Origin of the sequence: Rhizobium sp. SU303 (assembly GCF_021052345.1) — a bacterium.
Lineage (GTDB): Bacteria > Pseudomonadota > Alphaproteobacteria > Rhizobiales > Rhizobiaceae > Rhizobium > Rhizobium laguerreae.
On sequence record NZ_CP088098.1, the window covers coordinates 181,951 to 206,092 of the forward strand.

The 24,142-nt window shown below is 61.7% G+C and carries 24 protein-coding genes; 19 read left to right on the top strand and 5 right to left on the bottom strand.

Translation table 11 applies throughout. The features are described 5' to 3' along the window. The 8 genes from RlegSU303_RS32290 (at position 1) to RlegSU303_RS32325 (ending at position 9,487) form a co-directional block, all read left to right on the top strand. Positions 1-1,380: an amidohydrolase gene (locus RlegSU303_RS32290; RefSeq protein WP_131629549.1), complete on the top strand. Its 1,380-nt coding sequence runs from the start codon at positions 1-3 to the stop codon at positions 1,378-1,380. A 26-nt stretch (positions 1,381-1,406) separates the two neighbouring features. Then, a complete protein-coding gene (locus RlegSU303_RS32295; protein ID WP_231284044.1) occupies positions 1,407-2,504 on the top strand; it encodes a BMP family ABC transporter substrate-binding protein in 1,098 nt (365 codons plus the stop codon). Positions 2,505-2,507: 3 nt separating this feature from the next. Next, positions 2,508-4,031: an ABC transporter ATP-binding protein gene (locus RlegSU303_RS32300; protein ID WP_231284046.1), complete on the top strand. Its 1,524-nt coding sequence runs from the start codon at positions 2,508-2,510 to the stop codon at positions 4,029-4,031. Beyond that, positions 4,028-5,128 carry an ABC transporter permease gene (locus tag RlegSU303_RS32305; RefSeq protein WP_131620639.1) on the top strand — a complete coding sequence of 367 codons (1,101 nt, stop codon included), beginning with the start codon at positions 4,028-4,030 and terminating at the stop codon, positions 5,126-5,128. The genes RlegSU303_RS32300 and RlegSU303_RS32305 overlap by 4 nt, the downstream gene beginning before the upstream one ends. Then, the gene (locus RlegSU303_RS32310) at positions 5,125-6,036 is read left to right on the top strand and encodes an ABC transporter permease (protein WP_179040394.1); all 912 of its coding nucleotides are present in this window, start codon (positions 5,125-5,127) and stop codon (positions 6,034-6,036) included. Before RlegSU303_RS32305 ends, RlegSU303_RS32310 begins: the two co-directional genes overlap by 4 nt. A gap of 379 nt (positions 6,037-6,415) precedes the next feature. Next, complete coding sequence (locus tag RlegSU303_RS32315) at positions 6,416-7,729, top strand: CmpA/NrtA family ABC transporter substrate-binding protein (RefSeq protein WP_179040393.1); 1,314 nt, start codon at positions 6,416-6,418, stop codon at positions 7,727-7,729. Positions 7,730-7,784: 55 nt separating this feature from the next. Continuing rightward, on the top strand, positions 7,785-8,678 hold the full coding sequence (gene ntrB, locus RlegSU303_RS32320) for a nitrate ABC transporter permease (protein WP_231284047.1): 894 nt from the start codon (positions 7,785-7,787) through the stop codon (positions 8,676-8,678). Between the two features lie 11 nt (positions 8,679-8,689). Further along, positions 8,690-9,487: an ABC transporter ATP-binding protein gene (locus RlegSU303_RS32325; RefSeq protein ID WP_062944034.1), complete on the top strand. Its 798-nt coding sequence runs from the start codon at positions 8,690-8,692 to the stop codon at positions 9,485-9,487. Positions 9,488-9,570: 83 nt separating this feature from the next. On the opposite strand, the gene RlegSU303_RS32330 is transcribed toward RlegSU303_RS32325, so the two are convergent. Continuing rightward, positions 9,571-10,245, bottom strand: coding sequence for a GntR family transcriptional regulator (locus tag RlegSU303_RS32330; RefSeq protein ID WP_032987207.1), 675 nt, complete (start codon positions 10,243-10,245; stop codon positions 9,571-9,573). A 340-nt stretch (positions 10,246-10,585) separates the two neighbouring features. Here RlegSU303_RS32330 and RlegSU303_RS32335 point away from each other — a divergent pair, with 340 nt between their 5' ends. The 9 genes from RlegSU303_RS32335 to RlegSU303_RS32375 are packed head-to-tail and all read left to right on the top strand — an operon-like array spanning position 10,586 to position 19,150. Then, complete coding sequence (locus RlegSU303_RS32335) at positions 10,586-11,713, top strand: BMP family ABC transporter substrate-binding protein (protein WP_131709539.1); 1,128 nt, start codon at positions 10,586-10,588, stop codon at positions 11,711-11,713. Positions 11,714-11,733: 20 nt separating this feature from the next. Next, a complete protein-coding gene (locus RlegSU303_RS32340) occupies positions 11,734-12,861 on the top strand; it encodes an ABC transporter permease (protein WP_029873636.1) in 1,128 nt (375 codons plus the stop codon). Next, positions 12,861-13,787, top strand: a complete 927-nt coding sequence (locus RlegSU303_RS32345; protein ID WP_131629540.1) for an ABC transporter permease — start codon at positions 12,861-12,863, stop codon at positions 13,785-13,787. Before RlegSU303_RS32340 ends, RlegSU303_RS32345 begins: the two co-directional genes overlap by 1 nt. 12 nt (positions 13,788-13,799) lie before the next feature. After that, positions 13,800-14,816 carry a formamidase gene (locus RlegSU303_RS32350; RefSeq protein ID WP_131629539.1) on the top strand — a complete coding sequence of 339 codons (1,017 nt, stop codon included), beginning with the start codon at positions 13,800-13,802 and terminating at the stop codon, positions 14,814-14,816. An 11-nt stretch (positions 14,817-14,827) separates the two neighbouring features. Continuing rightward, positions 14,828-15,529 (top strand): biuret amidohydrolase, encoded by a 702-nt coding sequence (gene biuH / locus RlegSU303_RS32355; protein ID WP_131629681.1) that lies wholly within the window; start codon positions 14,828-14,830, stop codon positions 15,527-15,529. Next, positions 15,529-16,584 (top strand): cyanuric acid amidohydrolase, encoded by a 1,056-nt coding sequence (atzD, locus tag RlegSU303_RS32360; RefSeq protein ID WP_151517690.1) that lies wholly within the window; start codon positions 15,529-15,531, stop codon positions 16,582-16,584. The genes biuH and atzD overlap by 1 nt, the downstream gene beginning before the upstream one ends. Position 16,585: 1 nt before the next feature. Further along, positions 16,586-18,136: an ABC transporter ATP-binding protein gene (locus RlegSU303_RS32365; RefSeq protein WP_231284055.1), complete on the top strand. Its 1,551-nt coding sequence runs from the start codon at positions 16,586-16,588 to the stop codon at positions 18,134-18,136. After that, the gene (locus RlegSU303_RS32370) at positions 18,136-18,804 is read left to right on the top strand and encodes a cysteine hydrolase family protein (protein WP_094088876.1); all 669 of its coding nucleotides are present in this window, start codon (positions 18,136-18,138) and stop codon (positions 18,802-18,804) included. The genes RlegSU303_RS32365 and RlegSU303_RS32370 overlap by 1 nt, the downstream gene beginning before the upstream one ends. Continuing rightward, positions 18,797-19,150 (top strand): cupin domain-containing protein, encoded by a 354-nt coding sequence (locus RlegSU303_RS32375; RefSeq protein WP_017958162.1) that lies wholly within the window; start codon positions 18,797-18,799, stop codon positions 19,148-19,150. Before RlegSU303_RS32370 ends, RlegSU303_RS32375 begins: the two co-directional genes overlap by 8 nt. Before the next feature lie 51 nt (positions 19,151-19,201). On the opposite strand, the gene RlegSU303_RS32380 is transcribed toward RlegSU303_RS32375, so the two are convergent. The 4 genes from RlegSU303_RS32380 to RlegSU303_RS32395 form a co-directional block, all read right to left on the bottom strand. Beyond that, positions 19,202-19,993: an amino acid ABC transporter ATP-binding protein gene (locus tag RlegSU303_RS32380; protein WP_222355968.1), complete on the bottom strand. Its 792-nt coding sequence runs from the start codon at positions 19,991-19,993 to the stop codon at positions 19,202-19,204. Then, positions 19,990-20,658 carry an amino acid ABC transporter permease gene (locus RlegSU303_RS32385; protein WP_017958164.1) on the bottom strand — a complete coding sequence of 223 codons (669 nt, stop codon included), beginning with the start codon at positions 20,656-20,658 and terminating at the stop codon, positions 19,990-19,992. Before RlegSU303_RS32385 ends, RlegSU303_RS32380 begins: the two co-directional genes overlap by 4 nt. Further along, on the bottom strand, positions 20,655-21,296 hold the full coding sequence (locus tag RlegSU303_RS32390) for an amino acid ABC transporter permease (RefSeq protein WP_026158407.1): 642 nt from the start codon (positions 21,294-21,296) through the stop codon (positions 20,655-20,657). Before RlegSU303_RS32390 ends, RlegSU303_RS32385 begins: the two co-directional genes overlap by 4 nt. Positions 21,297-21,394: 98 nt before the next feature. Continuing rightward, positions 21,395-22,222, bottom strand: coding sequence for a transporter substrate-binding domain-containing protein (locus tag RlegSU303_RS32395; protein WP_231284056.1), 828 nt, complete (start codon positions 22,220-22,222; stop codon positions 21,395-21,397). 225 nt (positions 22,223-22,447) lie between these two features. Between RlegSU303_RS32395 and hutC the strand changes: the two genes are divergently transcribed. Both hutC and RlegSU303_RS32405 read left to right on the top strand, forming a co-directional pair. Continuing rightward, entirely contained in the window at positions 22,448-23,155 is a 708-nt protein-coding gene (hutC, locus tag RlegSU303_RS32400; RefSeq protein ID WP_017958167.1) for a histidine utilization repressor, read from the top strand. Between the two features lie 29 nt (positions 23,156-23,184). Next, on the top strand, positions 23,185-24,117 hold the full coding sequence (locus tag RlegSU303_RS32405; protein WP_017958168.1) for a LysR family transcriptional regulator: 933 nt from the start codon (positions 23,185-23,187) through the stop codon (positions 24,115-24,117). Positions 24,118-24,142: the final 25 nt, after the last annotated feature.

Consider the following 24,142-nt stretch of genomic DNA (forward strand, 5'->3'; position numbering starts at 1 on the left):
ATGGCTGGATATCTCCTAAAGAACTGTGCAGCCGTGATTGTCGAAGAGGGCAAAGGGCCGGTCGTCCATCGCAATGTCGATCTCCTGACCAACGGCTCGGCGATTGTGGCGATCGGCGAAAATCTGCTGGCAGACACGTTGCCTGCCGGCACGACCGTTGAGGATGCTGCCGGCTGGTTCGTCTATCCGGGTCTCGTCAACACCCATCATCACTTCTTCCAGTGCTTCGTGCGCAACCGCGCCGATCTCGACTGGACGAAGCTCTCAGTCATCGAGTGGCTGGACCGCATCTACCCGATCTTTTCGCAACTTAACGAGGAATGTTTTTACCACGCCTCCGTCACGGCGATGGCCGAGATGATCAAGCATGGCTGCACCACGGCCTTGGATCACCAATATAATTTCCCCCGGCACGCCGGAAAACGGTTGATCGACCGCCAGTTCGAGGCGGCCGAACTGCTCGGCATGCGCTTCCATGCCGGCCGCGGCGGCAACACCCTGCCGAAGTCGGAAGGCTCGACCATTCCCGACGAGATGCTGGAAACAACGGACGAATTCATCGCCGACTGCGCCCGGCTGATCGACACCTACCACGATATCAGCCCCTTCAGCATGCGCCAGGTCGTGGTGGCACCCTGTCAGCCGGTCAATTGCTACCGCGAGACTTTCGTGGAATCGGTGGCGCTGGCGCGTGATCGCGGCGTCATGATGCATACCCATGTCGGCGAAGGCGAAAGCCTGGTCATTCAGGCGCGCCATGGCATGCGCACGGTCGATTATTTGGAAGAACTTGGCTTTGCCGGACCCGACGCCTTCTATGCTCATTGCTGGGAGCTCAACCACGACGAACTCAGGAAGATGGCCGCCAGCGGCACCGGCGTCGCGCATTGCCCGGAACCGGTCTATCTGGTCGGCGCCGAGGTCACCGACATTCCGGCCATGGCCGCCTTCGGCCTGCGCGTTGGCCTCGGCTGCGATGGTGCTGCCTCCAACGACAATTCCAACCTGATGCACTGCCTGCACTCCGCCTACATGCTGCAATGCCTCGTCTCCTCCAGCCGTGCCCATCCCGTGCCGCCGCCGGTCGATTTCCTCGGCTACGGCACGACCGGGGGTGCCAGCCTGCTCGGCCGGCGCGATATCGGCCGGCTTGCGCCCGGCATGGCCGCCGACCTGTTTGCGATCGACACTCGGCGCATGGATTATGTCGGCACGCGCCACGATCCGCTGAGCCTGATTGCCCGCGTCGGCATCGGCATGGCGACTGACATGACGATGATCAATGGCCGCATCGTCTGGCAGAAGGGCGAATTTCCCGGGCTCGACGAAACCAAGCTGGCTGCCGATGCCGAGGCCGCACTATCCACCGTGGAATTCTAAAAAAACCAAAAGAGGGAACTGAGAACATGACCAAACTGACCCGCAGAAATCTGATGACGGCCGCTGCAGCCACCGGCCTCGCCGGCGCGCTCGGCAGCCGGCTTGCTTTGGCCGCCGACGAGCCGCTCGGCATCACGCTGGTAATCCCCTCGCCCGTCGGCGACGTTGGCTGGGGGCACGCACTTGCCGCCGGCCTCGAGCCGATCAAGGCCGCTTACGGCGACAAGGTAAAGGTCACGGTGCTCGAGAATATCGCCGAAGGCCCGGACGCCGACCGCATCATGAACAAGACCGTTGCCGACGGAAACAAGTTCCTGGTCGCCGGCTCTTTCGGCTATCAGAACGGCGCCTTGCAGATCGCCCGCCGCGATCCGAGCGTTACCGTTCTGCACGCCTCCGGCTTCCAGGTCGCTCCGAACTTCTCGCCTTTCGCCGCCAAATATTTCCAGGGCACCTATCTGCTCGGCATGGCTGCGGCAGCACTTTCCAAGACCGGCAAGCTCGGCTCTGTCTCCGCCTTTGCCATCCCCGAGCTCATTACCTCGATCAACGCCTTTACGCTCGGCGCCCAGGCCGTCAAACCCGATATCGAGGTCTCGGTGGTCTGGGTGAACTCATGGTTCGATCCGGCCAAGGAGCAGGAAGCCGCCAAGGCTCTGATCGCGCAGAAGTGCGACGTGATCTTCTCCAACGCCCAGGACACGCCGTCTGTCATTTCGGCCTGTGAGGAAGCCGGCGTCTACGCCTTCAACCTCAATTCCTCGATGAAGAAATATGCACCGAAAACCTATCTCGGCTGCATCGCGACGGACTGGTCGCCGTTCTTCAAGGCTTCGGTCGATGCCCATCTCGCCGGTACGTTCAAGGGCGCCAATGCGTTCCTCGGCGTTGCCGACAAGGTCGTCAAAGTGGTCGACTGGAATCCTGATATTCCGGCTGACGTGATGACCAAGATCAAGGAGATCGAGGTAAAGATCGCCGACGGCAGCTTCTCGCCCTTCACCGGGCCGATCACCAAGGCCGACGGCAGCGAAGCTGTCGCATCGGGTGCGACCATGGCCGACCCCGAGATCATCGCCATGAACTGGCACGTCAAGGGCGTGTCCACGCCGCTGCCGAAATAAGTCATGACCACCCCGCTCCTGTCGCTGCGCGGCATTTCGAAGAGCTACGGCCAGATCCATGCCAATCAGGCCATCGATCTGGACGTGGCGCCGCAATCGATTCATGCGATCCTCGGGGAAAACGGGGCGGGAAAATCGACGCTGATGAAACTAATCTACGGCGTCGAGCAACCGGACGACGGAGAGGTCATCTGGGAAGGAAACCCTTTGCGCCTCGCCTCCCCCGCCGAGGCGAGGCGCAACGGCATCGGCATGGTGTTCCAGCATTTCTCGCTGTTCGAGACCCTGACCGTCCTGGAGAATATTCGACTGGTCGTGCCGGGCCGCAAGGCTGAGCTCAAGGAACGCATTCGGACGCTTGGACGGGAATTCGGCCTCGAAGTCGACCCGCTTGCCCATGTGCATGCGCTGTCCGTCGGCGAACGGCAGCGGGTGGAGATCATCCGAAGCCTGATGACCAATCCGAAGCTGCTGATCCTCGACGAGCCCACCTCCGTCCTGCCGCCGCAACTGGTGGAGAGGCTCTTCGACACGCTGCGACGGCTGCGCGATGGCGGCGTTTCCATCCTGTTGATCTCCCACAAGCTCGAAGAAATCCGGGCGATCTGCGACCGGGCGACGATCCTGCGCGGCGGACGGGTGACGGGGGATGTCGACCCGCGTGAGCATGATGCTCATGACCTTGCCCGCATGATGATCGGCCATGACATGCCGGCGACGATGTCGGCGCTGCCACTGTCTGGTGGGGAAAAGCGGCTGGAGATCATCGGTTTGGACTATCAGCCCGATGATCCCTTCGCGGTGCCGCTCTCCGGCATCAGCCTCGAAGTTCGTGCCGGCGAAATCCTCGGGATCGCCGGCATTTCGGGCAACGGTCAAAGCGAGCTTGCCGCGTTGATTTCAGGCGAGACGGTGCTGGGGCGCGACCAACGCGACCGGATCTACATGATGGGTATGGATGTCGGCAGGCTCGATGCCGCCGGGCGGCGGACGCTCGAATTTGCCTTCGTTCCGGAAGACCGGCTCGGACGCGGGGCCGTGCCCGAAATGTCGCTCGTCCTCAACAGCCTGCTGACGGCCCATCCGCTCAAGCTTTTGCGGCGTGGCCTCATCGACAGGGCGCGGGCGACGGCGTTCACCGATGATTGCATCCGTCAGTATGATGTGCGCACTCCCGGCCCGGATGCGGAAGCCGGCACCCTATCCGGAGGCAATCTGCAGAAGTTCATCGTTGGTCGCGAAATCATGCTGTCTCCCAAATTGCTTTTCCTGGCGCAGCCGACCTGGGGCGTCGATATCGGCGCCGCGTCCGCCATCCGCAGCCGTCTGGTCGCATTGCGCAATCAGGGCATGGCGATCCTCGTCATTTCCGAGGAGCTGGAAGAACTGTTCGAGCTCTGCGATTCCATCCAGGTGCTGCATCACGGCCGGCTCAGCCCGCCGCTCGCAACGCGGGATACGAAGCCCGAGGAGGTCGGCCGATACATGATCGGGGCACAAGCCTCGCCTGAGAAAGTCCAGCAATGAGCGCTTGGTCCCTTGCTTTCGTTCCCACCCTGGTCCGCCGGGAGCGCGCCTCGCTTGCCGCGGCCTTGCTGGCGCCTGTCATAGCACTTGTCATAGCGATCGCGCTCAACCTCGGCCTTTACATCTTGATGGGCCGCGACCCTGTCGCGGTTGTCTATGCGATGCTTTTCGAACCCTTCCTTTCCTGGGCGTCATTTTCGGAAGTGCTCCTCAAGGCAGGACCGCTCCTTCTGATCGCGCAGGGGCTGGCGATCGGCTTTCGTGCCAAGGTCTTCAACATCGGCGCCGAAGGCCAGTTCATTCTTGGCGCGATCTTCGCCTCTGCCATTCCGGTCTGGTTTCCCCAGGCAACAGGCCAATGGATCTGGCCGGCGATGCTGTTGCTCGGCGCCATCGGCGGCGCTCTCTGGGCTTCGCTCACCGCCTTCTGGCGTGTGCGCCTCAATGCCAACGAGATCCTCGTCTCGCTGATGCTGAGCCTCGTGGCGGCGCAGTTGCTGAACTATCTGCTGCTCGGCCCCTGGAAGGATCCGAATGGCTTCAACTTCCCCCAGTCGGTGATGTTTCAGTATGATGCGATGGTGCCGACTCTGATTGCCGGTACCCGCGTCAATGTCTCATTCCTCATCACGCTGGCTTTGTCGATTGCGGCCTGGGTATTCATGCAGAGGAGCTTCATCGGTTACAAGCTGCAGGTCGGCGGTCTGGCGCCGCGGGCTGCCGGCTATGCCGGCTTTAAGGAAGGTTGGGCGATCTGGCTTTCGCTGCTGATCGGTGGTTTTGCGGCCGGTCTTGCCGGTGCCGCCGAAGTCGCCGGTCCGCTCGGCCAGCTGCAACGTTCGGTCGCGAGCGGCTATGGCTATGCGGCCATTATCGTCGCCTATCTCGGCGGCCTGCATCCGATCGGCATCGTGGTCTCGGCGCTAATCATGGCGGTCATCTATATCGGCGGCGACAATGCCATGGTCTCGGCCAATCTGCCGATCGCCGCCGTCCGTGTCTTCCAGGGCAGTCTGCTGCTCGCCTACCTGATCGCCGTCGCCTTCGTGCGCTATCGCCTTGAATGGCGCCGCGCCGCTCACCGGAGCCCCTTATGAATGCCATCGAGTTCATTCTTGCCGGCATGCTGGCGGCTGCGACACCGTTTCTTCTGGCAGCCCTCGGAGAGCTGGTAGCCGAGCGCGCCGGCGTCCTCAACCTCGGGGTCGAGGGATTGATGGCTCTCGGTGCCGTGCTCGGCTTCATCGTCGTCTATCAGGGCGGCGGGCATCTCCTGGGCTTCGTCGTCGCCGGGCTGGGCAGTGCTGTCCTTTCCCTGCTCTTTGCCTTTGTCACGCTGGGTTTCCGGGCAAACCAGGTGGCCGCGGGCCTTGCCATCGGCATTCTCGGTCAGGGCCTTTCCGCGCTTTTCGGCAAGACCTATGAAAGCCTCACGGTCAGGGGACTTCCCAAGCTCGCCCTTCCCGGGTTTTCGGATCTGCCGGTTGTCGGTGGCCTTTTCGTCCAGGACATCGTCGTGTGGATTTCACTCGCCGCGACGTTGGCTTTGTGGACGATATTTGCCTACACCAAGCTTGGCCTCATCGTCCGCGCCGTCGGCGAGAACCCGAAGGCTGCTCACGCCATCGGCTATTCGGTGATCTCAGTCCGCGTCCTTGCCATCGCATTCGGCGGTGCGATGGCTGGTTTCGCCGGCGCCTATGCGTCGGTGGTCTATACACCGCTCTGGGCCGACGGGATGATCGCCGGGCGCGGCTGGATCGCGATTGCGCTCGTCGTCTTCGGGACCTGGCTCACCGGCCGTATCTTCCTCGGCGCTTGCCTCTTCGGCGCGGTCTCGCTGATGGGGCTTGCAGCCCAGGCAACCGGACTGGACGTTCCCTCGCAGCTGCTCTCGAGCCTGCCATATCTCGTCACGATCATCGTGCTCGGCATCATCTCCGCTGACCGCCGCCTGCTCAAACTGAACGGCGTCGCTTCGCTCGGCGAACCATTCGAGCGATAATCTCGGCTTTGCGGTGCCAGCGCGGCGGCCGAGCCGCGCGCGTGCGCTGCACAAATAGTTGCTCTCGCGACTGCGACCACAACAGCAATCGCACAAAATGTCGGCATAAAGCAATCATGCCTAAAGTATAGGCAGTTATAAATTCATCGGTTTCTCATTTTACTTCAGGCCGTTACCAGCATTCAGCAGAACTGGCACGCTGCTTGCAGGTACTGAGAGGCATCGGTCAATGGCGACCGGCGCAGATAGGCGCGGCATAAGCGCCTACATTAGACACCGACGTCGCAAGGTCTTTGCTCCGGGATTCTCCCATCCCCTGGACGCAATTTCCGGCGGCGTTTTTTTGTGTCCAAATTCAGCCAGCAGAGGGAACCTGCGCATGACAAAGAATTTGCAGACTGGGATTTCGACAACCGGCATTACCCGCCGCAGCATGCTCAAGACGACCGCAGCGGCTGCCCTCATCGGCGCCGTCAAGACCGCCTTTCCGTCCGGCGCCTTCGCAGCCGGAGCAGGCCCTGAGGTGAAAGGTGCCAAGCTCGGCTTTATCGCTCTCACCGATTCCGCACCGTTGATCATCGCCAAGGAAAAGGGCTTTTTCGACAAGCATGGCCTTCCGGAAACGGATGTGGCCAAACAGGCATCCTGGGGTGCGACCCGCGACAATCTTGTGCTCGGCGGATCAGCGAACGGTATCGACGGTGCCCATATCCTGTCGCCGCTCCCCTATCTCATGCACACCGGCAAGGTGACGCAGAACAATAAGCCGGTGCCGATGGCTATCCTCGCCCGGCTCAACCTCGACAGCCAGGGTATTTCCGTCGCCAAGGAATATGGCGACACCGGCGTGCAGCTGGATTCCTCCAAGCTGAAGGCGGCATTCGAGAAAAAGAAGGCGGAGGGCAAGGAGATCAAGGCTGCCATGACCTTCCCGGGCGGCACCCATGACCTCTGGATCCGCTACTGGCTCGCCGCCGGCGGCATCGATCCGAACAAGGACGTTTCGACCATCGTCGTGCCGCCGCCGCAGATGGTTGCCAACATGAAGGTCGGCAACATGGACGTCTTCTGTGTGGGCGAACCGTGGAACGAGCAGCTCGTCAACCAGGGCATCGGCTTTACCGCAGCCACCACCGGCGAGCTCTGGAAGGGTCATCCTGAAAAGGCGCTCGGACTGCGCGCCGACTGGATCGAAAAGAATCCCAATGCTGCCAAGGCCTTGCTGATGGCCGTCATGGAGGCTCAGCAGTGGTGCGAAAGCATGGACAACAAGGCGGAAATGGCTGACATTCTCGGCAAGCGCCAATGGTTCAACGTTCCGACAAAGGACGTGCTCGGCCGCCTCAAGGGCGACATCAATTATGGCAACGGCCGCGATGTCAAAGCCACCGACCTCTATATGAAGTTCTGGAAAGACGGCGCCTCCTATCCGTTCAAGAGCCACGATACCTGGTTCATGACGGAAAACATCCGTTGGGGAAATCTGCCGGCGAGCACCGACGTCAAGGCGCTGGTCAATCAGGTGAACCGCGAAGACATCTGGCGCGAGGCCGCCAAGGATCTCGGCGTCGCGGCGGCCGATATTCCCGCATCGTCTTCTCGCGGCAAGGAGACTTTCTTCGACGGCAAGGTCTTCGACCCCGAAAATCCCTCGGCCTATCTCGACAGCCTTTCGATCAAGGCTGTCTCCTGACCCGCTCCGGCGCGCGACAGCGCGCCGGCCTTTCATTCACGTGAGGAGCACGTTGATGTCCGCCCTGGCAAATAAAGAAAATCCCTCCATGGCCGCCCCTGCCAAGCAGGCGGCAAAGGTTCTGCCATTTTCCGGCAAGCACGGATCGCGGATCGATTTTCGTCGAGCGGCACTGACCGCACTTCGCAATGTCGTTCCGCCAGTCGTCGTGCTGGCACTCATCCTGCTTGTCTGGCAGGTGCTCTGTTCGTCGGCGGATGCGTCTTTGCCCTCGCCGCATCGGGTCTGGCAGGATAGCTATGACCTGATCGCCTATCCGTTTTTCAACTACGGCTCCCAGGATATCGGGCTCGGCTGGCGCGTGCTCATTTCGCTGCAGCGCGTTCTCTATGGCTTTGGGCTTGCCGCGGTCACCGGCGTCATCATCGGGGCGATCATCGGCCAGTCGGTCTGGGCGATGCGTGGCCTCGATCCGATCTTCCAGGTGCTGCGCACGGTTCCGCCGCTCGCCTGGCTGCCGCTGTCGCTCGCAGCCTTCCAGGATTCCAACCCCTCGGCGATCTTCGTGATCTTCATCACGTCGATCTGGCCGGTGATCATCAACACCGCCGTCGGCGTCCGCAATATTCCGCAGGATTACCGCAATGTCGCCGAGGTGCTGCGCCTCAACCAGTTCGAGTTTTTCTGGAAGATCATGCTGCCTTCGGCAGCGCCTTACATCTTCACAGGCCTCAGGATCGGCGTCGGCCTCTCTTGGCTCGCCATTGTCGCGGCCGAAATGCTGACGGGCGGCGTCGGCATCGGCTTCTTCATCTGGGACGCATGGAACTCGTCGCGCCTTCCGGACATCATCGTCGCGCTCGCCTATATCGGCATCGTCGGCTTCGCCCTCGACAAGCTGGTGGCAGCACTCGGCAAACTCATCACCCGCGGCGCCATGGCCAACTGAGGAACGCACCTATGAACGCCTATCTGAAGCTCGACCATATCGACAAACATTTCGATCGGGGCGGCGTGCGCGCCGAGGTCCTGAAGGACATCAACCTGACGATTTCCGCAGGCGAATTCGTCTCGATCATCGGCCATTCGGGCTGCGGCAAGTCCACCCTGCTCAACCTCATCGCCGGCCTGACCCCGGTTTCGGCAGGCGCCGTGCTGCTTGAAAACCGTGAGGTCAACGGACCCGGTCCGGAACGCGCCGTCGTCTTCCAAAACCACTCGCTGCTGCCTTGGCTGACGGTCTACGAGAACGTCAATCTCGCCGTCTCCAAACTCTTCAACCGAACGAAGACCAAGGCCGAGCGGCATGACTGGGTGATGGCCAACCTCGATCTCGTGCAGATGGCGCATGCCAGGGATAAGCGGCCTTCGGAAATTTCAGGCGGCATGAAACAGCGCGTCGGCATCGCCCGCGCGCTTGCAATGGAGCCGAAGATCCTGCTGCTCGACGAACCCTTCGGCGCGCTCGATGCGCTGACCCGCGCTCATCTGCAGGACGCGGTGATGGAAATCCACGCCCGCCTTGGCAACACGATGGTGATGATCACCCATGATGTCGATGAGGCGGTGCTGCTGTCCGATCGCATCGTGATGATGACCAACGGCCCGGCGGCCCGCATCGGCGAAGTGCTCGATGTGATCATGCCCCGTCCCCGCAATCGCATCGAACTCGCCTCCGACCGCACATATCTCAAATGCCGTGAAGCCGTGCTGAAGTTCCTCTACGAACGCCACCGCTTCATCGAAGCGGCGGAGTAGAGACCGGGACATAACCGCGGCGTTTGCCGGTCGTGGTTTTCTCGCCTTCGTAGCGGCGCCTGATTTCAGGCGTCGTGCCCTCTTTACTCCCCGGGCGTTGCAAAGACCGCGCTGGCATCGCTGACAATTTCCACATGGGAATATGCCGCCTGCCCCGCGGCTGCGGCGTCCGCGCGCATGATCGCCGTGACGATCCGGCCGTGCTCCTCATAGGATTTTGCCAGACGCCCGGGCAGACGGAACTGCGCCCGTCGAAAAGGCGCGAGCCGCGCCCGTGTCTGAGTCACCATCTCGAAGACATGATCATTATGCGCGCCGCGATAAAGCCGGGTGTGAAATTCGGTATTGTGAGCCGAATATTCTTCTTCCGCGCCGGCATGCACGAGCCTCACCGATCCCCGATGTTCCAACTCCAGCGCGCGCCGTTCATCGACCGTCATACGCTCGGCCGAGAGCCTGGCGCAGATCGCTTCGAGCTCCGCCATCGCCTCGAACATCGAATGCAGATAAGCCTCGGTGACATTGGTCACGACGGCACTGCGGTTCGGCTCGCGCGCAATCAATCCCATGGCGCCCAGCTCACGCAGAGCCTCGCGTACCGGCGTGCGCGAAACGTCGAAACGAGCCGCGAGCGACACCTCGTCCAGCTTCGCGCCCGGCAGGAGTTCACCCGTAACGATCATGTCGGCAATCGCGCGCACCATCTGTTCGACGGTGGTTCCGGTGCGGATCACTTCTCTGCGCCTGGTCTGCTTCACGATACGAATCTGCTCACCTCAACATTCTGCATACAGATGACGTTCGAGACTCGATAAGTCAAATCGGACGGCGAAGATATTGTTAAATGTTCGCTTTCTGATGCAAGAGATACCTCGGGTAACTCGAGTCTGTGCCAACTACGCAGTCACAATGAACAAGAAATATCTATTGATTACTTTTTGCGCAAGAATTCGATCAATCTGTATGCACTTTGCAATGCGCAAGTCTTGCTGGAATGGATAAACTATAAAAAACAACATATTAATTTCTGGCACATGCATTGCATGCACTTTTCTGTACCCGTTCACAACCGGCCCAGCGCCGCAAGGAGCATTTCCGATGACCAAACTCCTTTCCATGAACCGCCGCAATTTCCTCCAGGCTTCCGCTGCCGGTGCGCTTGCCGGCGCCATGCCGGGCCTGATCGCCTCTTCCGCCGCAGCCCAAACCGCGCTGACCGTCGGCTTCATCTATGTCGGCCCCAAGGACGACTACGGCTACAACCAGGCGCATGCCGAAGGTGCGGCCGTCATCAAGGCGATGCCGGGTGTGACGCTGGTCGAAGAAGAGAACGTGCCGGAGACCGTCGACGTTCAGAAGACGATGGAATCCATGATCAACCTGGATGGCGCGACCCTGCTCTTTCCGACCTCCTTCGGCTACTTCGACCCACACATGCTGGCCGTGGCCGCCAAACATCCCGACGTCCAGTTCCGCCACTGCGGCGGCCTCTGGCAGGAAGGCAAGAACCCGGCCAATACGGGCTCCTATTTCGGCTATATCTTCCAGGGCCAGTATCTGAACGGCATTGCCGCCGGCCATGCGACGAAGAGCAAGAAGATCGGCTTCGTCGCCGCCAAGCCGATCCCGCAGGTTCTGCAGAATATCAACGCCTTCCTGCTTGGCGCGCGCACAGTCGATCCTGGTATCACCTGCCAGGTGATCTTCACCGGCGAATGGTCGCTTGCCGTCAAGGAGGCCGAAGCCACCAACGCGCTGGTCGACCAGGGCGCGGACGTCATCACCTGCCACGTCGACAGCCCCAAAGTGGTCGTCGAGACGGCTGCCGGCCGCGGCGCCTTCGTCTGCGGCTATCACGCCAACCAGAGCCCGCTTGCTCCTGAAAAATATCTCACCGGCGCCGAATGGGCCTGGGGCAACGTCTACAGCGACTTCGTCAAGAAGGCGCAGGCCGGCGAAAAGCTCGGCAATTTCGTGCGTGGCGGCCTGAAGGACGGCTTCGTGAAGATGAGCGCGCTTGGCCCCGGTGTGTCCGCCGAGGGCCGCAAGGCCTTCGAAGCCACGCAGGCCGACATGATGAAGGGCGGCTTCTCGGTCTTCAAGGGACCGTTGAAGGACAACAAGGGCGACACCGTCGTGGCTGCCGACAAGAGCTACGCCGAAGACGCGATCGAGCTCGAAAGCATGAATTATCTGGTCGAGGGCGTCGTCGGGTCCACGGCGTAAACCGCGAAGGGAGAAGCGCCATGACCATCGAGGCCAATGATCCCGCAATAGCCATCGCGGAAAAACCGGCTTCCCTGCGCCCCGTCCTCGAATGGATCGCGCGGCGGGCCGAGCCTGTTGTCATCGGCCTCGCGGCCATTCTGATCGGTCTTGCGCTCTTCTCCCTCTTCATCCTGGCGGTCGGCAAGTCGCCGGCCACCCTCTTCCAACTGATGTACACCGGCGGCTTCGGCAGCTGGTTTTCGGTGCAGAACAGCTTGAGTCGTGCCGCACCCCTTCTCCTGACGGCACTCTGCGTCGCCCTGCCCGCCCGTCTCGGCCTCGTCATCATCGGCGGGGAAGGAGCGGTCGTGCTGGGCGGCGTTGCCGCCGCCGCCATGGCTCTGCCGCTCGCCGGCACCGCGCCTGTCTTCCTTACCCTCATTCTGATGGCGATCGCTGCCATGGTGGTCGGCGGCATCTGGATCGGCCTTGCCGGTTTCCTGCGCCACTACCGCGGCGTCAACGAAACCATCTCGTCGCTGCTGCTCTCCTATATCGCCATTGCCCTGATGAACCAGTTCGTCGAAGGGCTGCTGCGCGATCCGGCAAGCCTCAACAAGCCGTCGACCAGGCCGCTGCCGGCGGAATATATGCTCGGCAATATTCCCGGCATGGACGTGCATTGGGGCCTGGTCATCGGCATCCTCGCCTGTGTGGTCTCCTGGATCGTGATCGAGGCGACGAGCTACGGTTTTGCCGCCCGCATCGCCGGCGGCAACGTGCGCGCCGCCCAGATCCAGGGACTGCCGGTCGGCAAGCTGATCGCCGGATTTACCGCGCTTGCCGGCAGTTTTGCCGGCCTGGCGGGCATGATCGAGGTGGCGGCGGTGCAGGGAAGTGCCAACGCCTCGCTTGCCGCCGGCTACGGTTACACCGGCATCCTCGTCGCCTTCCTCGCCAGGCACAATCCGCTGGCGATCATTCCGGTAGCGATCCTGCTCGGTGGCATCGACGCCTCGGGCGGCCTCATCCAGCGGCGCATGGGCCTGCCGGATGCGACGGTTCTGGTGCTGCAGGGCACGCTCTTCATCGTCATTCTGTTCTGCGAGACCTTCTACGGCCGCTTCAAGATCTTCAATCCCGACCTCTGGAAAAGGAGCCTCTGATGGAAGAGACAGGCATCGGCATCTGGGGCGTGCCGCTGGCGATCTTCGCGGGCGCCATCCGTGTTTCCACCCCCTTCATCTTCGTCAGCCTCGGCGAGACGATCACCGAACGCTCCGGCCGCATCAATCTCGGCCTGGAAGGCACGCTCGTCTTCGGCGCCATGACGGCCTATGCGGTGGCCGTCATGACCGGCTCGCCGACCCTTGGCGTGCTGGCCGCAATGGCGGCAGGCGCGATCTTCGGCCTCATCCACGGCTGGATCTGCAAGTTCGCGAAGGTCAACGACATCGCCATCGGCATCGCCATGATGCAGTTCGGTCTCGGCATGGCGTTTTTCCTCGGCAAATCCTTCATCCAGCCGGTGGCGCCGAAACTGCCCTCGATCCCGCTCGGCGGCTGGTCGAGCACTCCGCAGATCCAGGCGGCGCTCAATATCAACGTGCTGTTCTTCATCGGCGCGGCACTTGCCCTCTTCCTGTTCTGGGCCTTCAAGAACACCCGCATCGGCCTGATCCTGCGCGTCGTCGGCGACAGCACCGACGCGGCCCGGGCCATGGGGATCCACCCGGACCGGGTTCGCTTGCTGGCGACGGCAGTGGGCGGCTCGCTGGCGGCAATCGGCGGCGCCTATCTCTCGCTCTACTATCCGGGCTCCTGGAACGAAGGCATCTCGTCGGGCCAGGGCCTGATGGCCGTGGCCCTCGTCATCTTCGCTCGCTGGAATCCGATCGGCTGCTTCCTCGCTGCCCTGCTTTTCGGCGGTGCCGGCGCGCTCGGCCCGGCGCTGCAATCGGTCGGCGTCACACAAGGCTACTACCTTTTTTATGCAGCGCCTTACGTGCTCACCCTCGTCATCCTGATCGCCACGTCCTCGCCCACCCGCTCGCTCGCCGGTGCGCCGGGCGCGCTGTCGCTCACGAAATAACGGAGCTTTCCGATGAACGGACTAGGCGGTCTCAACAAATCCGAACACGGCGTCGGCATCGGCCTCGTTCAGCTCCAGCTGCCGGTGACCGTCACCAAAGCGGACTTGGCGAAACAGACGCAGGTGATCGTCGATCTGGTGGCCAAGGCGCGGCGCAACCAGCCGGGCATGGACCTCGTCATCTTTCCCGAATACGCGCTGCACGGCCTCTCCATGGACATCAATCCGGAGATCATGTGCACGCTCGACGGGCCGGAGGTCGCGGCTTTCAAGCGGGCTTGCAGGGACAACCGGATCTGGGGCTGCTTCTCGATCATGGAGCTCAATCCCGGTGGCATGCCCTATAATTCCGGCATCGTCATCGACGACCAGGGCGAGCTGAAGCTCTATTACCGCAAGATGCATCCCTGGATCCCCGTCGAGCCGTGGGAGCCCGGCGATCTTGGCATCCCCGTCATCGAGGGCCCACGGGGCGCCAAGCTCGCGCTGATCATCTGCCATGACGGCATGTTCCCGGAAATGGCGCGCGAATGCGCCTATAAGGGCGCCGAAATCATGATCCGCACGGCCGGCTACACGGCGCCGATCCGCGACGCCTGGCGCTTCACCAATCAGGCCAACGCCTTCTGCAACCTGATGGTTACCGCCAATGTCTGCATGTGCGGCTCGGACGGCACCTTCGATTCGATGGGCGAAGGCATGATCTGCAATTTCGACGGCACGGTCATCGCCCACGGCACCTCCGGCCGGCCCAACGAAATCATCACCGCCGAGGTGCGTCCTGATCTGGTGCGCGAGGCCCGGCTCGGCTGGGGGGTGGAGAACAATATCTACCAGTTCGGCCATCGCGGCTATGTCGCCGTCGCCGGCGGCGCCCAGGATGCGCCCTACACCTACATGCACGACCTTGTCGCCGGCAAATACCGCCTGCCATGGGAAGACGAGGTAAAGGTCAAGGACGGCACGTCCTGCGGATTTGACAAGCCGATGCGCCGTTACGGCGAACCCCTCAAACCTGCCGCGGAATAGGAGAGAGAATGATGGACGCGATGGTCGAAACCAACCGGCATTTTATCGACGCCGATCCGTATCCGTGGCCTTATAACGGCGCTCTGAGGCCTGATAATACCGCCCTCATCATCATCGACATGCAGACCGATTTCTGCGGCAAGGGCGGTTATGTCGACCACATGGGCTACGACCTGTCGCTGGTGCAGGCGCCGATCGAACCGATCAAACGTGTGCTTGCCGCCATGCGGGCCAAGGGCTATCACATCATCCATACCCGCGAGGGCCATCGCCCGGACCTCGCCGATCTGCCGGCCAATAAACGCTGGCGCTCGCAGCGGATCGGCGCCGGCATCGGCGATCCCGGCCCCTGCGGCCGTATCCTGACGCGTGGCGAACCCGGCTGGGACATCATCCCCGAACTCTACCCGATCGAAGGCGAGACGATCATCGACAAGCCCGGCAAGGGGTCGTTCTGTGCCACCGACCTCGAACTTATCCTCAATCAGAAGCGCATTGAGAACATTATCCTCACAGGAATCACCACGGATGTCTGCGTCTCGACGACGATGCGCGAGGCGAACGACCGCGGCTACGAATGCCTGCTGCTGGAGGACTGCTGTGGTGCGACCGACTACGGAAACCACCTCGCCGCCATCAAGATGGTGAAGATGCAGGGCGGCGTCTTCGGCTCCGTCTCCAATTCCGCGGCTCTAGTCGAGGCGCTACCCTGATGCCGTCATTGCGTGCCCATGTCTTTCGCGTCCCAGCCGACGGCCCCGATGACGTTGCCGGCGTCGAGGCGCTCTTTGCCAGCGGCCTTCAGGCGAACAACATCGTCGCCGTTCTCGGCAAGACGGAAGGCAACGGCTGCGTCAATGATTTTACCCGCGGTTATGCCACCCGCAGCTTCGAGACATTGTTCAGTAGATATGGCGTCGACGGCGTCTCGATCATCATGTCCGGCGGCACCGAGGGTGCGCTCTCGCCGCATTGGACGGTTTTTGCGCGTGAAACCGTAGAAACCCCGGGCGAACGGGCGCTGGCCATTGGTGTGTCGCGTACCCCCGCGCTGCCCCCCGAACATCTCGGGCGCCGGGAACAGATCCTGCTCGTTGCCGAAGGCGTGAAGTCCGCGATGAGGGATGCCGGCATCGATGATCCCGCCGATGCCCATTTCGTGCAGATCAAGTGTCCGCTGCTCACCTCGCGCCGGATTGCCGAGGCCGAGGCAGCAGGCAGGACGGTCGCAACCCACGACACGCTGAAATCCATGGGCCTCTCGCGCGGCGCTTCGGCTCTCGGCGTCGCCGTGGCACTCGGCGAGATAGATGCGACATCGATCAACGATACCGACATCTGCACACGTTTCGATCTCTTTTCCCGCTGCGCCTCAACCTCGTCCGGGGTCGAACTCACCGATCACGAAATCATCGTCCTCGGCATGAGCGCAAAATGGTCCGGTCCGCTGTCGATCGACCACGCGGTCATGCGGGATGCGATCGACGCGCATTCCGTCAGGAAAGCCCGCGAACGCCTGCCGGAAAACAGCCGGCTGGCGGCGGTTCTCGCCAAGGCCGAGCCGGACCCGTCCGGCAGGATCGGCGGCAGGCGCCACACGATGCTCGATGACTCGGATATTGCAGGCACCCGCCATGCCCGTGCCTTCGTCGGCGGCGTTCTCGCCGGCATCTTCGGCATTACCGATCTCTATGTGTCTGGCGGCGCCGAACACCAGGGTCCGCCCGGCGGCGGTCCCGTCGCCATCATCGTCGAAAAGGAGCAATGAAGTGAGCACAGTCCGCGACACGCCCCTTCCGCAAGCCGGCAAGGCCGTCGGCATCGAGACGCTCGATATGACCATGCGTTTCGGCTCGTTCACCGCGCTCGACAACGTTTCGATCGCCGTTCCGGCTGGCTCTTTTCACGCGCTTCTCGGCGAAAACGGCGCCGGCAAGTCGACACTCGTCAAATGCATCATGGGCTTCTATCACGCAACGTCAGGCTCGCTGTCGGTCGATGGCCGCGAGGTGGCGGTCGCCTCACCCAAGGATGCCGCGGCCTATGGGCTCGGCATGGTCTACCAGCATTTCACACTGGTTCCCTCTCTGACCGGTGCGGAAAACCTGGTCATCAGCCGTACCGAAGTACCCGCAGTGATCAACTGGGCAAGGGAACGCAAGGATCTGGCGGGTTTCATGGAACGCATGCCGTTCAAGATCCCGCTCGACAGGCCGGTGAACGAGCTTGCGGCCGGCGAAAAACAGAAACTCGAAATCGTCAAGCAGCTCTATCTCGGTCGCTCCTTCCTCGTGCTCGACGAGCCGACCTCGGTGCTGACGCCGGCCGAAGCCGATGAGATGCTCGGCATCGTCCGCGGAATGACCGAGCGCGGCGAGCTCACCGTGCTGATGATCTCCCACAAGTTCCATGAGGTGACGAAGTTCGCTGATGCCGTCTCGATCCTGCGGCGCGGCAAGCTGGTCGGTACCGGCAAGGTCAGCGAGCTCTCCACCGCCGAGATGGCGGCGATGATGATCGGCGATGTCAAGCTCGCGGAGCTCGACAGCCGTCTGCCGGTGGCGGAAGCGGCCAAATCCGTGCTCACTGTGACCCAGGTGAAAGCTCCGGATCGCTCCGGCCTGAAGACGATCGAGATCGACGCGCTGACGGTCCGCTCCGGCGAGATTGTCGGCATCGCCGGCATATCCGGCAACGGCCAGAAGGAGCTGACGGAAATCCTGGCCGGCCAGCGCCCGACCGATAGCGGCGAGATCATGGTCAATGGCGAGACTTACGGCGCCACCCGTGAGGAGACCCGCAAGAACAAGGTGCGTTTCATCCCCGAAGAGCCGTTGCAGAATGCCTGCGCGCCCAAGATGACCGTGAGCGAGAACCTTGCGTTTCGCACCTTCGACTTGAAGCTGGACGGCAAGGACGCGATCTGGCTGAACAAGGGCAACATGAAGAAGCGTGCCTCGGCGCTGATCTCCGACTTCAAGGTCAAGACGGCCTCTTCCTCCTCGCCGATCGCAGCGCTTTCGGGCGGCAACGTGCAGCGGGCGGTGCTCGCCCGCGAACTGACCGGCGATGTCGATCTGCTGATCGTCTCGAACCCCTGTTTCGGCCTCGATTTCTCGGCCGTCGCCGAAATCCGCGCCCGGATCATGAGGGCCCGCAATTCGGGAGCCGCGGTGCTGCTGCTCTCCGAAGACCTCGATGAACTGCTCGAGATGTCGGACCGCATCATGGTCATTTCGGAAGGCAGGCTGGTTTACGAGACACCGGCGCGCTCGGCCGATATCGGCGTGATCGGCGCCCACATGGCGGGACATCACTGATGATGGAGATCAAGGCAGAGCCTTTCGCCTTTCCGGTGAAGCACGATGAGCTCGCCCTCATCGTCATCGACATGCAGCGCGATTTCGCCGAGCCCGGCGGCTTCGGCGCCAGCCTCGGCAACGACGTCAGCCGTATCACCAGGATCGTGCCTGACGTCAAACGCCTGATCCAGGGCTTCCGCAATGCCGGCCTGCCTGTGATCCATACGATGGAGTGCCACCGGCCTGATCTCTCCGACTTGCCGCCGGCCAAACGCGACCGCGGCAATCCTTCGCTCAGGATCGGCGACGAGGGCCCGATGGGCCGCATCCTGATCTCGGGCGAACCCGGCACGGCAATTCTTCCGGAACTGGCTCCTGTGAAGGGCGAGGTCGTCATCGAAAAACCCGGCAAGGGCGCCTTCTATGCGACCGAGCTCGGCACCGTGCTGCAGCAGAAGGGCATCAAGCAGCTCGTCTTTGCCGGTGTCACCACCGAAGTCTGCGTGCAAACGACGATGCGCGAAGCAAACGACCGCGGCTATGAATGCCTGCTCGCCGAGGAGGCAACGGAAAGCTATTTCCCCGAATTCAAAGCCGCAGCCATCGCCATGATCCGCGCCCAGGGCGCAATCGTCGGCTGGACCGCCCATGTCGACGACATTCTGGAGAGCATCGCCCATGCCTGAAACGACCCGCGAACGCCTGACGTCAGGCGGCTGGAAGGCGTTGGAATTCGGCCCTTTCCGCTATGCCGTCAGCATTCACTGGATCCGCCCCTTCGAGGGCGATCAGCCGGGCGTGGCGTTGTTGAAATATGAGCCCGGCGCCTCCGTTCCCCGCCATCGCCACGAGGGGCTCGAGACTATTCTGGTGCTCGATGGCGTTCAATCCGACGAGACGGGCGATTACGCCAGCGGCAGTTATATCGTCAACGCGCCGGGCAGCGAACACTCGGTCTGGAGCGAGACCGGCTGTATCGTGCTCATCCAGTGGGACCGGCCCGTGAAAATATTCGAAGAGGAAACTGCCTGAACCCGGCACCGGCCGTGGAGCTCTGTCCGACGATCGGGAAGGACATGAACGTCATAGCAGCATCGAGGCTCCGCGATCGATATAGGTGTCCAGGAATTGCTCGAGCCGGGGGTTTCTCGGTCGCTTGAAGACGTCCTGCGGCGGACCGGTGAACAGCACCTTGCCGTGATCGAGAAAGACGATCTGCTGGCCGACAGTTGCGGCAAATCCGATCTCGTGGGAGACGACGACCATCGTCATGCCCTCGGCGGCGAGATCGCGCATGACGTTCAGCACTTCGCCAGTCAACTCAGGATCGAGTGACGACGTCGGCTCGTCAAAGAGCATGATCTTCGGGTTGAGGGCAAGCGCCCGGGCAATAGCGACGCGCTGCTGCTGTCCTCCCGAGAGCTGCGACGGATAGTGCCCTGCCCTGCCCTCGAGGCCGACCTTGACGAGCTGGGCCATGGCCCGCTCCTCGGCATCCCTGCGGCTCATCTTGTGAACCGTCTTCAGCGCCTCGCTGACATTGCCGAGCGCCGTCATATGCGGCCAGAGATTGAACTGCTGAAAGACCATCCCGATCTGCGATCGGATCCGCCGGTTCACAGCAGCTGGTACCCGCTCCCGGACGCCCTTGGTATTTTCCGCAAAGCCAAGCACCTCGCCGTTGACGGTAATCGTCCCCTTCGTCGATTCCTCCAGAAACGCCATGCAGCGCAGCAGCGTACTCTTGCCGGATCCCGACGGACCGATGACGCAGGAAACTTGTCCCTGAACGATATCGAGGTCGATGCCGTGCAGCACGGTGGAGCCGCCGAACGTCTTGACGAGATTTTTGACTGCGATCGCAGGAACGCTCATATGTTGAAAAACCTGAATCTGGTGAGTTTCGTTTCGGCGAGATGACCGAGCCAACCGGTGATTTCGACCAAGGCCCAGTAGAACAGGGCGAGCACGAAGAGCGCCTCGACGAAAGCATATTGCTGCGAGCCGATGGCGCTGAGCGTCGCCGTCAACTCCGGCACGGTAATGATGGACAGCACGGCCGTCTCCTTCATCAGGATGATCGTCATGTTGATCGACGGCGGCAAGACCAGCATGGTCATCTCCGGCAGCAATATGCGCCGGATGATCTGTCTTTGTGTCAGGCCAACGCATATCCCGGCTTCGATATGTCCCTTCGGGACCGCAGCAAAGCCCGAGCGGAATATCTCACTGAAATAAGCCGCGCCGTAGATGGAAAGGCCGATGACGCCTGCCGGGATCGGATCGAGCGATAATCCGACGAATGGCCCGCCGTAGTAGACGAGGAATATCTGAATCAGGAACGGCGTGCCGCGGAGCACCGCGATGACAATGCCGAACGCCTTGTCCAGGATCACCCCGCCAAAACGTCTGGCAACGGCGACAAGGAAGCCGAGCACGGCAGCGGCCGGGGTGGTGATGATCCAGATGACGATGGTGACCCATGCACCGCTGAGGATTTCCGGCAAGTTGCTGAAGATCACATTGATGTCGAAGGTCATCGCGGCACTCCTGGCAGGGAGCGTTCGATCAGGCCGCCCGCAAGGGCAACGATCCAATTGATGACGAGATAGATCAGCCCGGCGGAAGCGAAAATCTCGAGCGGCAGGAAGGTGCTGCCGGCAAGGTCCTGGGCCATGCGCGTCAACTCGATGACCCCGACGACCGAGACCAGCGAAGACGCCTTCAGGATAAGGATCGCTTCGTTGACGAGCGCCGGAAAGGTCAGGCGCAGGGCGATCGGCGCCTTGATGCGGCGGAAGATCTGAACGGGTGTCATGCCGACCATTTCGGCAGATTCGACAAGGCCCGTCGGAACACTGGAAAATCCGCCGCGCAGATTTTCAGCCTGATAGGCCGCAGTACACAGCGAAAGACCAATGATGGCCGCAACGATGCTCGGCACGTTGATGCCGATCGCCGGCAGCAGGTTATAGATCAGCAGCAGTTGCACCAGCAGCGGCACGCCACGAAAGAAACTGATGAAAATCCGCGCCTGCAGCGCGAAGAGCCGTTGCCGCGAAAGCAGCATGGCGGAAACAATGATGGCGATCGCAAAGCCGATCAGGATAGAAACCACGCTGATCGTCACCGTGTAGATCGCGGCTTGCAGAAGCAGTTCGAAAAGCTTGATGGACATGGGCGGTGTTTGCCTGGGCGCTGCGGCCGTGAACTCTGATGCCACGGCAGATTGCGCCCCGACCACTGGCGGGGCGCGTTCGTTTCACCGGCAGCTAATCAGAATGCCGGGTCCTTGACAGCATCAGGCGTATCAAAAGATGCACCGAACCACTTCTTCTGCAGCTCAGCCATGCGTCCATCTGCCTTGATCTTGAGCATTGCGGCATCAATCGCATCCATCAGTGGGGCGTGATCGGCATCCTTGAGACCGATGAAGCCGAAATAGGACTTCTTGCCGAATGGCGGCTGGACGACTTCGAATGTGCCCTTTCGCTGGCTGGCGACGAAGGCGATATTCGGCAGCGAGTTGGCAACGCCGGCAATGCGCCCGGCTGCGAGATCGGCATAGGATTCGGTAAAGGCCGGATATTCGCGCACATCGACCTTGGTCGGCAGCGTGTCGGAGAATTCCTTCAACTGGTCGAGCTGAGCAGTTGCCTTGCCGACGCCGATCTTCTTGCCGGCAATATCTTCCGGCTTGCTGATGGTCGCATCGCCGGCCTTCTTCAGAATGGCAATCGTCGCTTCGGCGATCGGCGGCGTGAAGCGATAGCGCTCCAAGCGCTTCTTGGTGATCGTCGCAGGGCCTGCGACGACATCGAACTTGCCGGCCTCGAGCGCCGGGAAGACGCCGTCCCAGGGAAGCGCTACCCACTCGATCTTGACGCCGAGTTCCTTGCCGATCTCGGCAAAGAGGTCGACGTTCAAACCGGTGTGTTCACCGGCATCGATATAGTCGAACGGTGCGAAAGCCGTTTCGGTGCCAACCTTGAGGGTGCCGGCTGCCTTGACGGCTGCCAGCGTGTCGGCTGCATGGGCGGAAACGGCTGCTCCGAGCAGGAACGCAGCGCCGACCAGACCCTTCAGCAGTGAATGTGCCTTCATGATCATCTCTCCAGTTTTATTCCCCCGGCGGAGGAGTTTTGTTCCCGACTTCGATTTTCCTCGGCACGGATTTCTATGCTCCGCTTTTGACTATACAAATAGATATAGGCTGGCCTAGAGTGTCAATGTAAAAGACGAGGAACGCAAAATTTGTGCCGGATGGCGTCGATCTCGCTGGCGTGCTGTTCCGCATTTGTGATCGCTGACGCCGGATGAGGTGCGGACTTGGTGTCGATTTACCAGCGTATTTTCACGGATATCGAGACGAAGATCATCAGCGGTGATTGGCGGCCCGGCGACCGCATTCCCGTCGAGCACGAGCTGGTGGCCGAATATCGGTGTTCGCGCATGACGGTCAGCAAGGCGCTGTCGGCGTTGGCCGAACGCGGCATGATCGTGAGGCGGCGCAAGACCGGTTCGTTTGTCGCATCGCCCCAGATCGACCGCACCGTGATGGATATTCAGGATATCAGCACCGAAGCAGAACTGGCCGGGCACGAACACCGCTTCGAAATCCTCGCCCGCACGGTCGAGCGCCTTGGAGAGGCGGAGGCGCAGCAGCTGTCGGAGCCTGCCGATGCAGAAGTCCTTAGACTTCAATGCCTGCATATCGTCGACGGCAGACCGAATGCCATCGAGCGGCGGATCATCATGCTCGATGCCGTGCCACGGGCGAGAGAAGAGAGCTTCGCCTCGATCCCGCCCGGCAAATGGCTGCTTGAGCAGGTGCCCTGGTCCAAGGCCAAACATGTCATTCGTGCCGTCTCGGCCGATACCGTGACGGCCCGGATCCTGCAGACGGAGAGGGGCGAGGCTTGCCTTAGCCTGATCCGCCAGACCTGGCAGAACGGGCGCACGGTGACATATGTCGAGATTACCCATCCAGGCGATCGCTTCCAGTTCGCAGGGACGTTTCACCCGACGGCAAATTGAGTTGGCGCAAATCACGAGAGGCTCCGCAAGTGACCCATGAGCGCTTCAAGACGATCCCGCTGAAGGGCTTGCAGGCCTTCGAGGCGGTGGGGCGCTGCGGCGGCGTGACGGCCGCGGCACTGGAACTCAACGTATCGCCGGGAGCAATCAGCCAGCAGGTTCACAAAATCGAAAGCTTCCTTGGCGTTTCGCTTCTGGAACGTAGCGGACGAACCGTCGAGCTGACTGCCTGGGGCCGGCTCTACCACCAGGAGATATCGAAGGGATTTGAGCAATTCGCCCTCGCCGGGCAACTGCTGGAAAAGGCGCGCAATGAGACAGCATTGGTCCTCAGCGCGCTTTCCTCCGTCGTCAACAAATGGATCGGCAGGCGCATCTTCGACTGGCAGGCGCTTCATCCCGACGTCCAGGTGAGGATCATCGGGCGCGACAGAGAGCCCCGCATCGGCTTCGACGATGTCGATTTCCGCGTGAGCTACGGGTCGGACGTGCTGCAGCACGAACATTATACCGAACTGTTTCGCGATTGGGTGGTGCCTGCCTGTTCGCCGGCGCTGATGCAGGATCGCGCGCATGCGGCTCGCGATCTCTTCAAACAGCCCCTCCTCCATGTCGAGTGGGAACGGCACTTCACGCCTTACCCGAGCTGGGCGGAGTTTGCCGCCAAGGCCGGTGTCTCCTTCGACGCGTCAACGCCAGGCCTTTCCTTCACCCTGTCGAGCAGCGCTATTGACGCGGCTGTCAACAAGCGCGGCGTCGTTCTCGCGCAGATGTCGATGATATCAGATGAGCTCGATGCGCAAACGCTCGTCATTCCCGTCGACCTGCGCATCGCACTGCGCGAAAGCTATTTTCTCGCCTGGGATCGGGCGGCCTTGCAGAAGCCCCACGGGCGCGAATTCCGCGATTGGCTCATTGCTGTTTCCCGTCAGCAGGCCCTGGCGTCCGCGCCGATACTTTAGAAAAACTAAAACGGAACCCAGCTGA

Bases quoted from the DNA above. Each gene is read 5' to 3' on its own strand.
- RlegSU303_RS32310 (WP_179040394.1), top strand. From the start codon at position 5,125: ATGAATGCCATCGAGTTCATTCTTGCCGGCATGCTGGCGGCTGCGACA.
- RlegSU303_RS32315 (WP_179040393.1), top strand. From the start codon at position 6,416: ATGACAAAGAATTTGCAGACTGGGATTTCGACAACCGGCATTACCCGC.
- RlegSU303_RS32295 (WP_231284044.1), top strand. From the start codon at position 1,407: ATGACCAAACTGACCCGCAGAAATCTGATGACGGCCGCTGCAGCCACC.
- RlegSU303_RS32345 (WP_131629540.1), top strand. From the start codon at position 12,861: ATGGAAGAGACAGGCATCGGCATCTGGGGCGTGCCGCTGGCGATCTTC.
- RlegSU303_RS32325 (WP_062944034.1), top strand. From the start codon at position 8,690: ATGAACGCCTATCTGAAGCTCGACCATATCGACAAACATTTCGATCGG.
- RlegSU303_RS32395 (WP_231284056.1), bottom strand. From the start codon at position 22,222: ATGAAGGCACATTCACTGCTGAAGGGTCTGGTCGGCGCTGCGTTCCTG.
- RlegSU303_RS32385 (WP_017958164.1), bottom strand. From the start codon at position 20,658: ATGACCTTCGACATCAATGTGATCTTCAGCAACTTGCCGGAAATCCTC.
- biuH (WP_131629681.1), top strand. From the start codon at position 14,828: ATGGACGCGATGGTCGAAACCAACCGGCATTTTATCGACGCCGATCCG.
- RlegSU303_RS32290 (WP_131629549.1), top strand. From the start codon at position 1: ATGGCTGGATATCTCCTAAAGAACTGTGCAGCCGTGATTGTCGAAGAG.
- RlegSU303_RS32390 (WP_026158407.1), bottom strand. From the start codon at position 21,296: ATGTCCATCAAGCTTTTCGAACTGCTTCTGCAAGCCGCGATCTACACG.
- RlegSU303_RS32300 (WP_231284046.1), top strand. From the start codon at position 2,508: ATGACCACCCCGCTCCTGTCGCTGCGCGGCATTTCGAAGAGCTACGGC.
- RlegSU303_RS32380 (WP_222355968.1), bottom strand. From the start codon at position 19,993: ATGAGCGTTCCTGCGATCGCAGTCAAAAATCTCGTCAAGACGTTCGGC.
- RlegSU303_RS32340 (WP_029873636.1), top strand. From the start codon at position 11,734: ATGACCATCGAGGCCAATGATCCCGCAATAGCCATCGCGGAAAAACCG.
- RlegSU303_RS32305 (WP_131620639.1), top strand. From the start codon at position 4,028: ATGAGCGCTTGGTCCCTTGCTTTCGTTCCCACCCTGGTCCGCCGGGAG.
- atzD (WP_151517690.1), top strand. From the start codon at position 15,529: ATGCCGTCATTGCGTGCCCATGTCTTTCGCGTCCCAGCCGACGGCCCC.
- RlegSU303_RS32335 (WP_131709539.1), top strand. From the start codon at position 10,586: ATGACCAAACTCCTTTCCATGAACCGCCGCAATTTCCTCCAGGCTTCC.
- RlegSU303_RS32375 (WP_017958162.1), top strand. From the start codon at position 18,797: ATGCCTGAAACGACCCGCGAACGCCTGACGTCAGGCGGCTGGAAGGCG.
- RlegSU303_RS32350 (WP_131629539.1), top strand. From the start codon at position 13,800: ATGAACGGACTAGGCGGTCTCAACAAATCCGAACACGGCGTCGGCATC.
- ntrB (WP_231284047.1), top strand. From the start codon at position 7,785: ATGTCCGCCCTGGCAAATAAAGAAAATCCCTCCATGGCCGCCCCTGCC.
- RlegSU303_RS32370 (WP_094088876.1), top strand. From the start codon at position 18,136: ATGATGGAGATCAAGGCAGAGCCTTTCGCCTTTCCGGTGAAGCACGAT.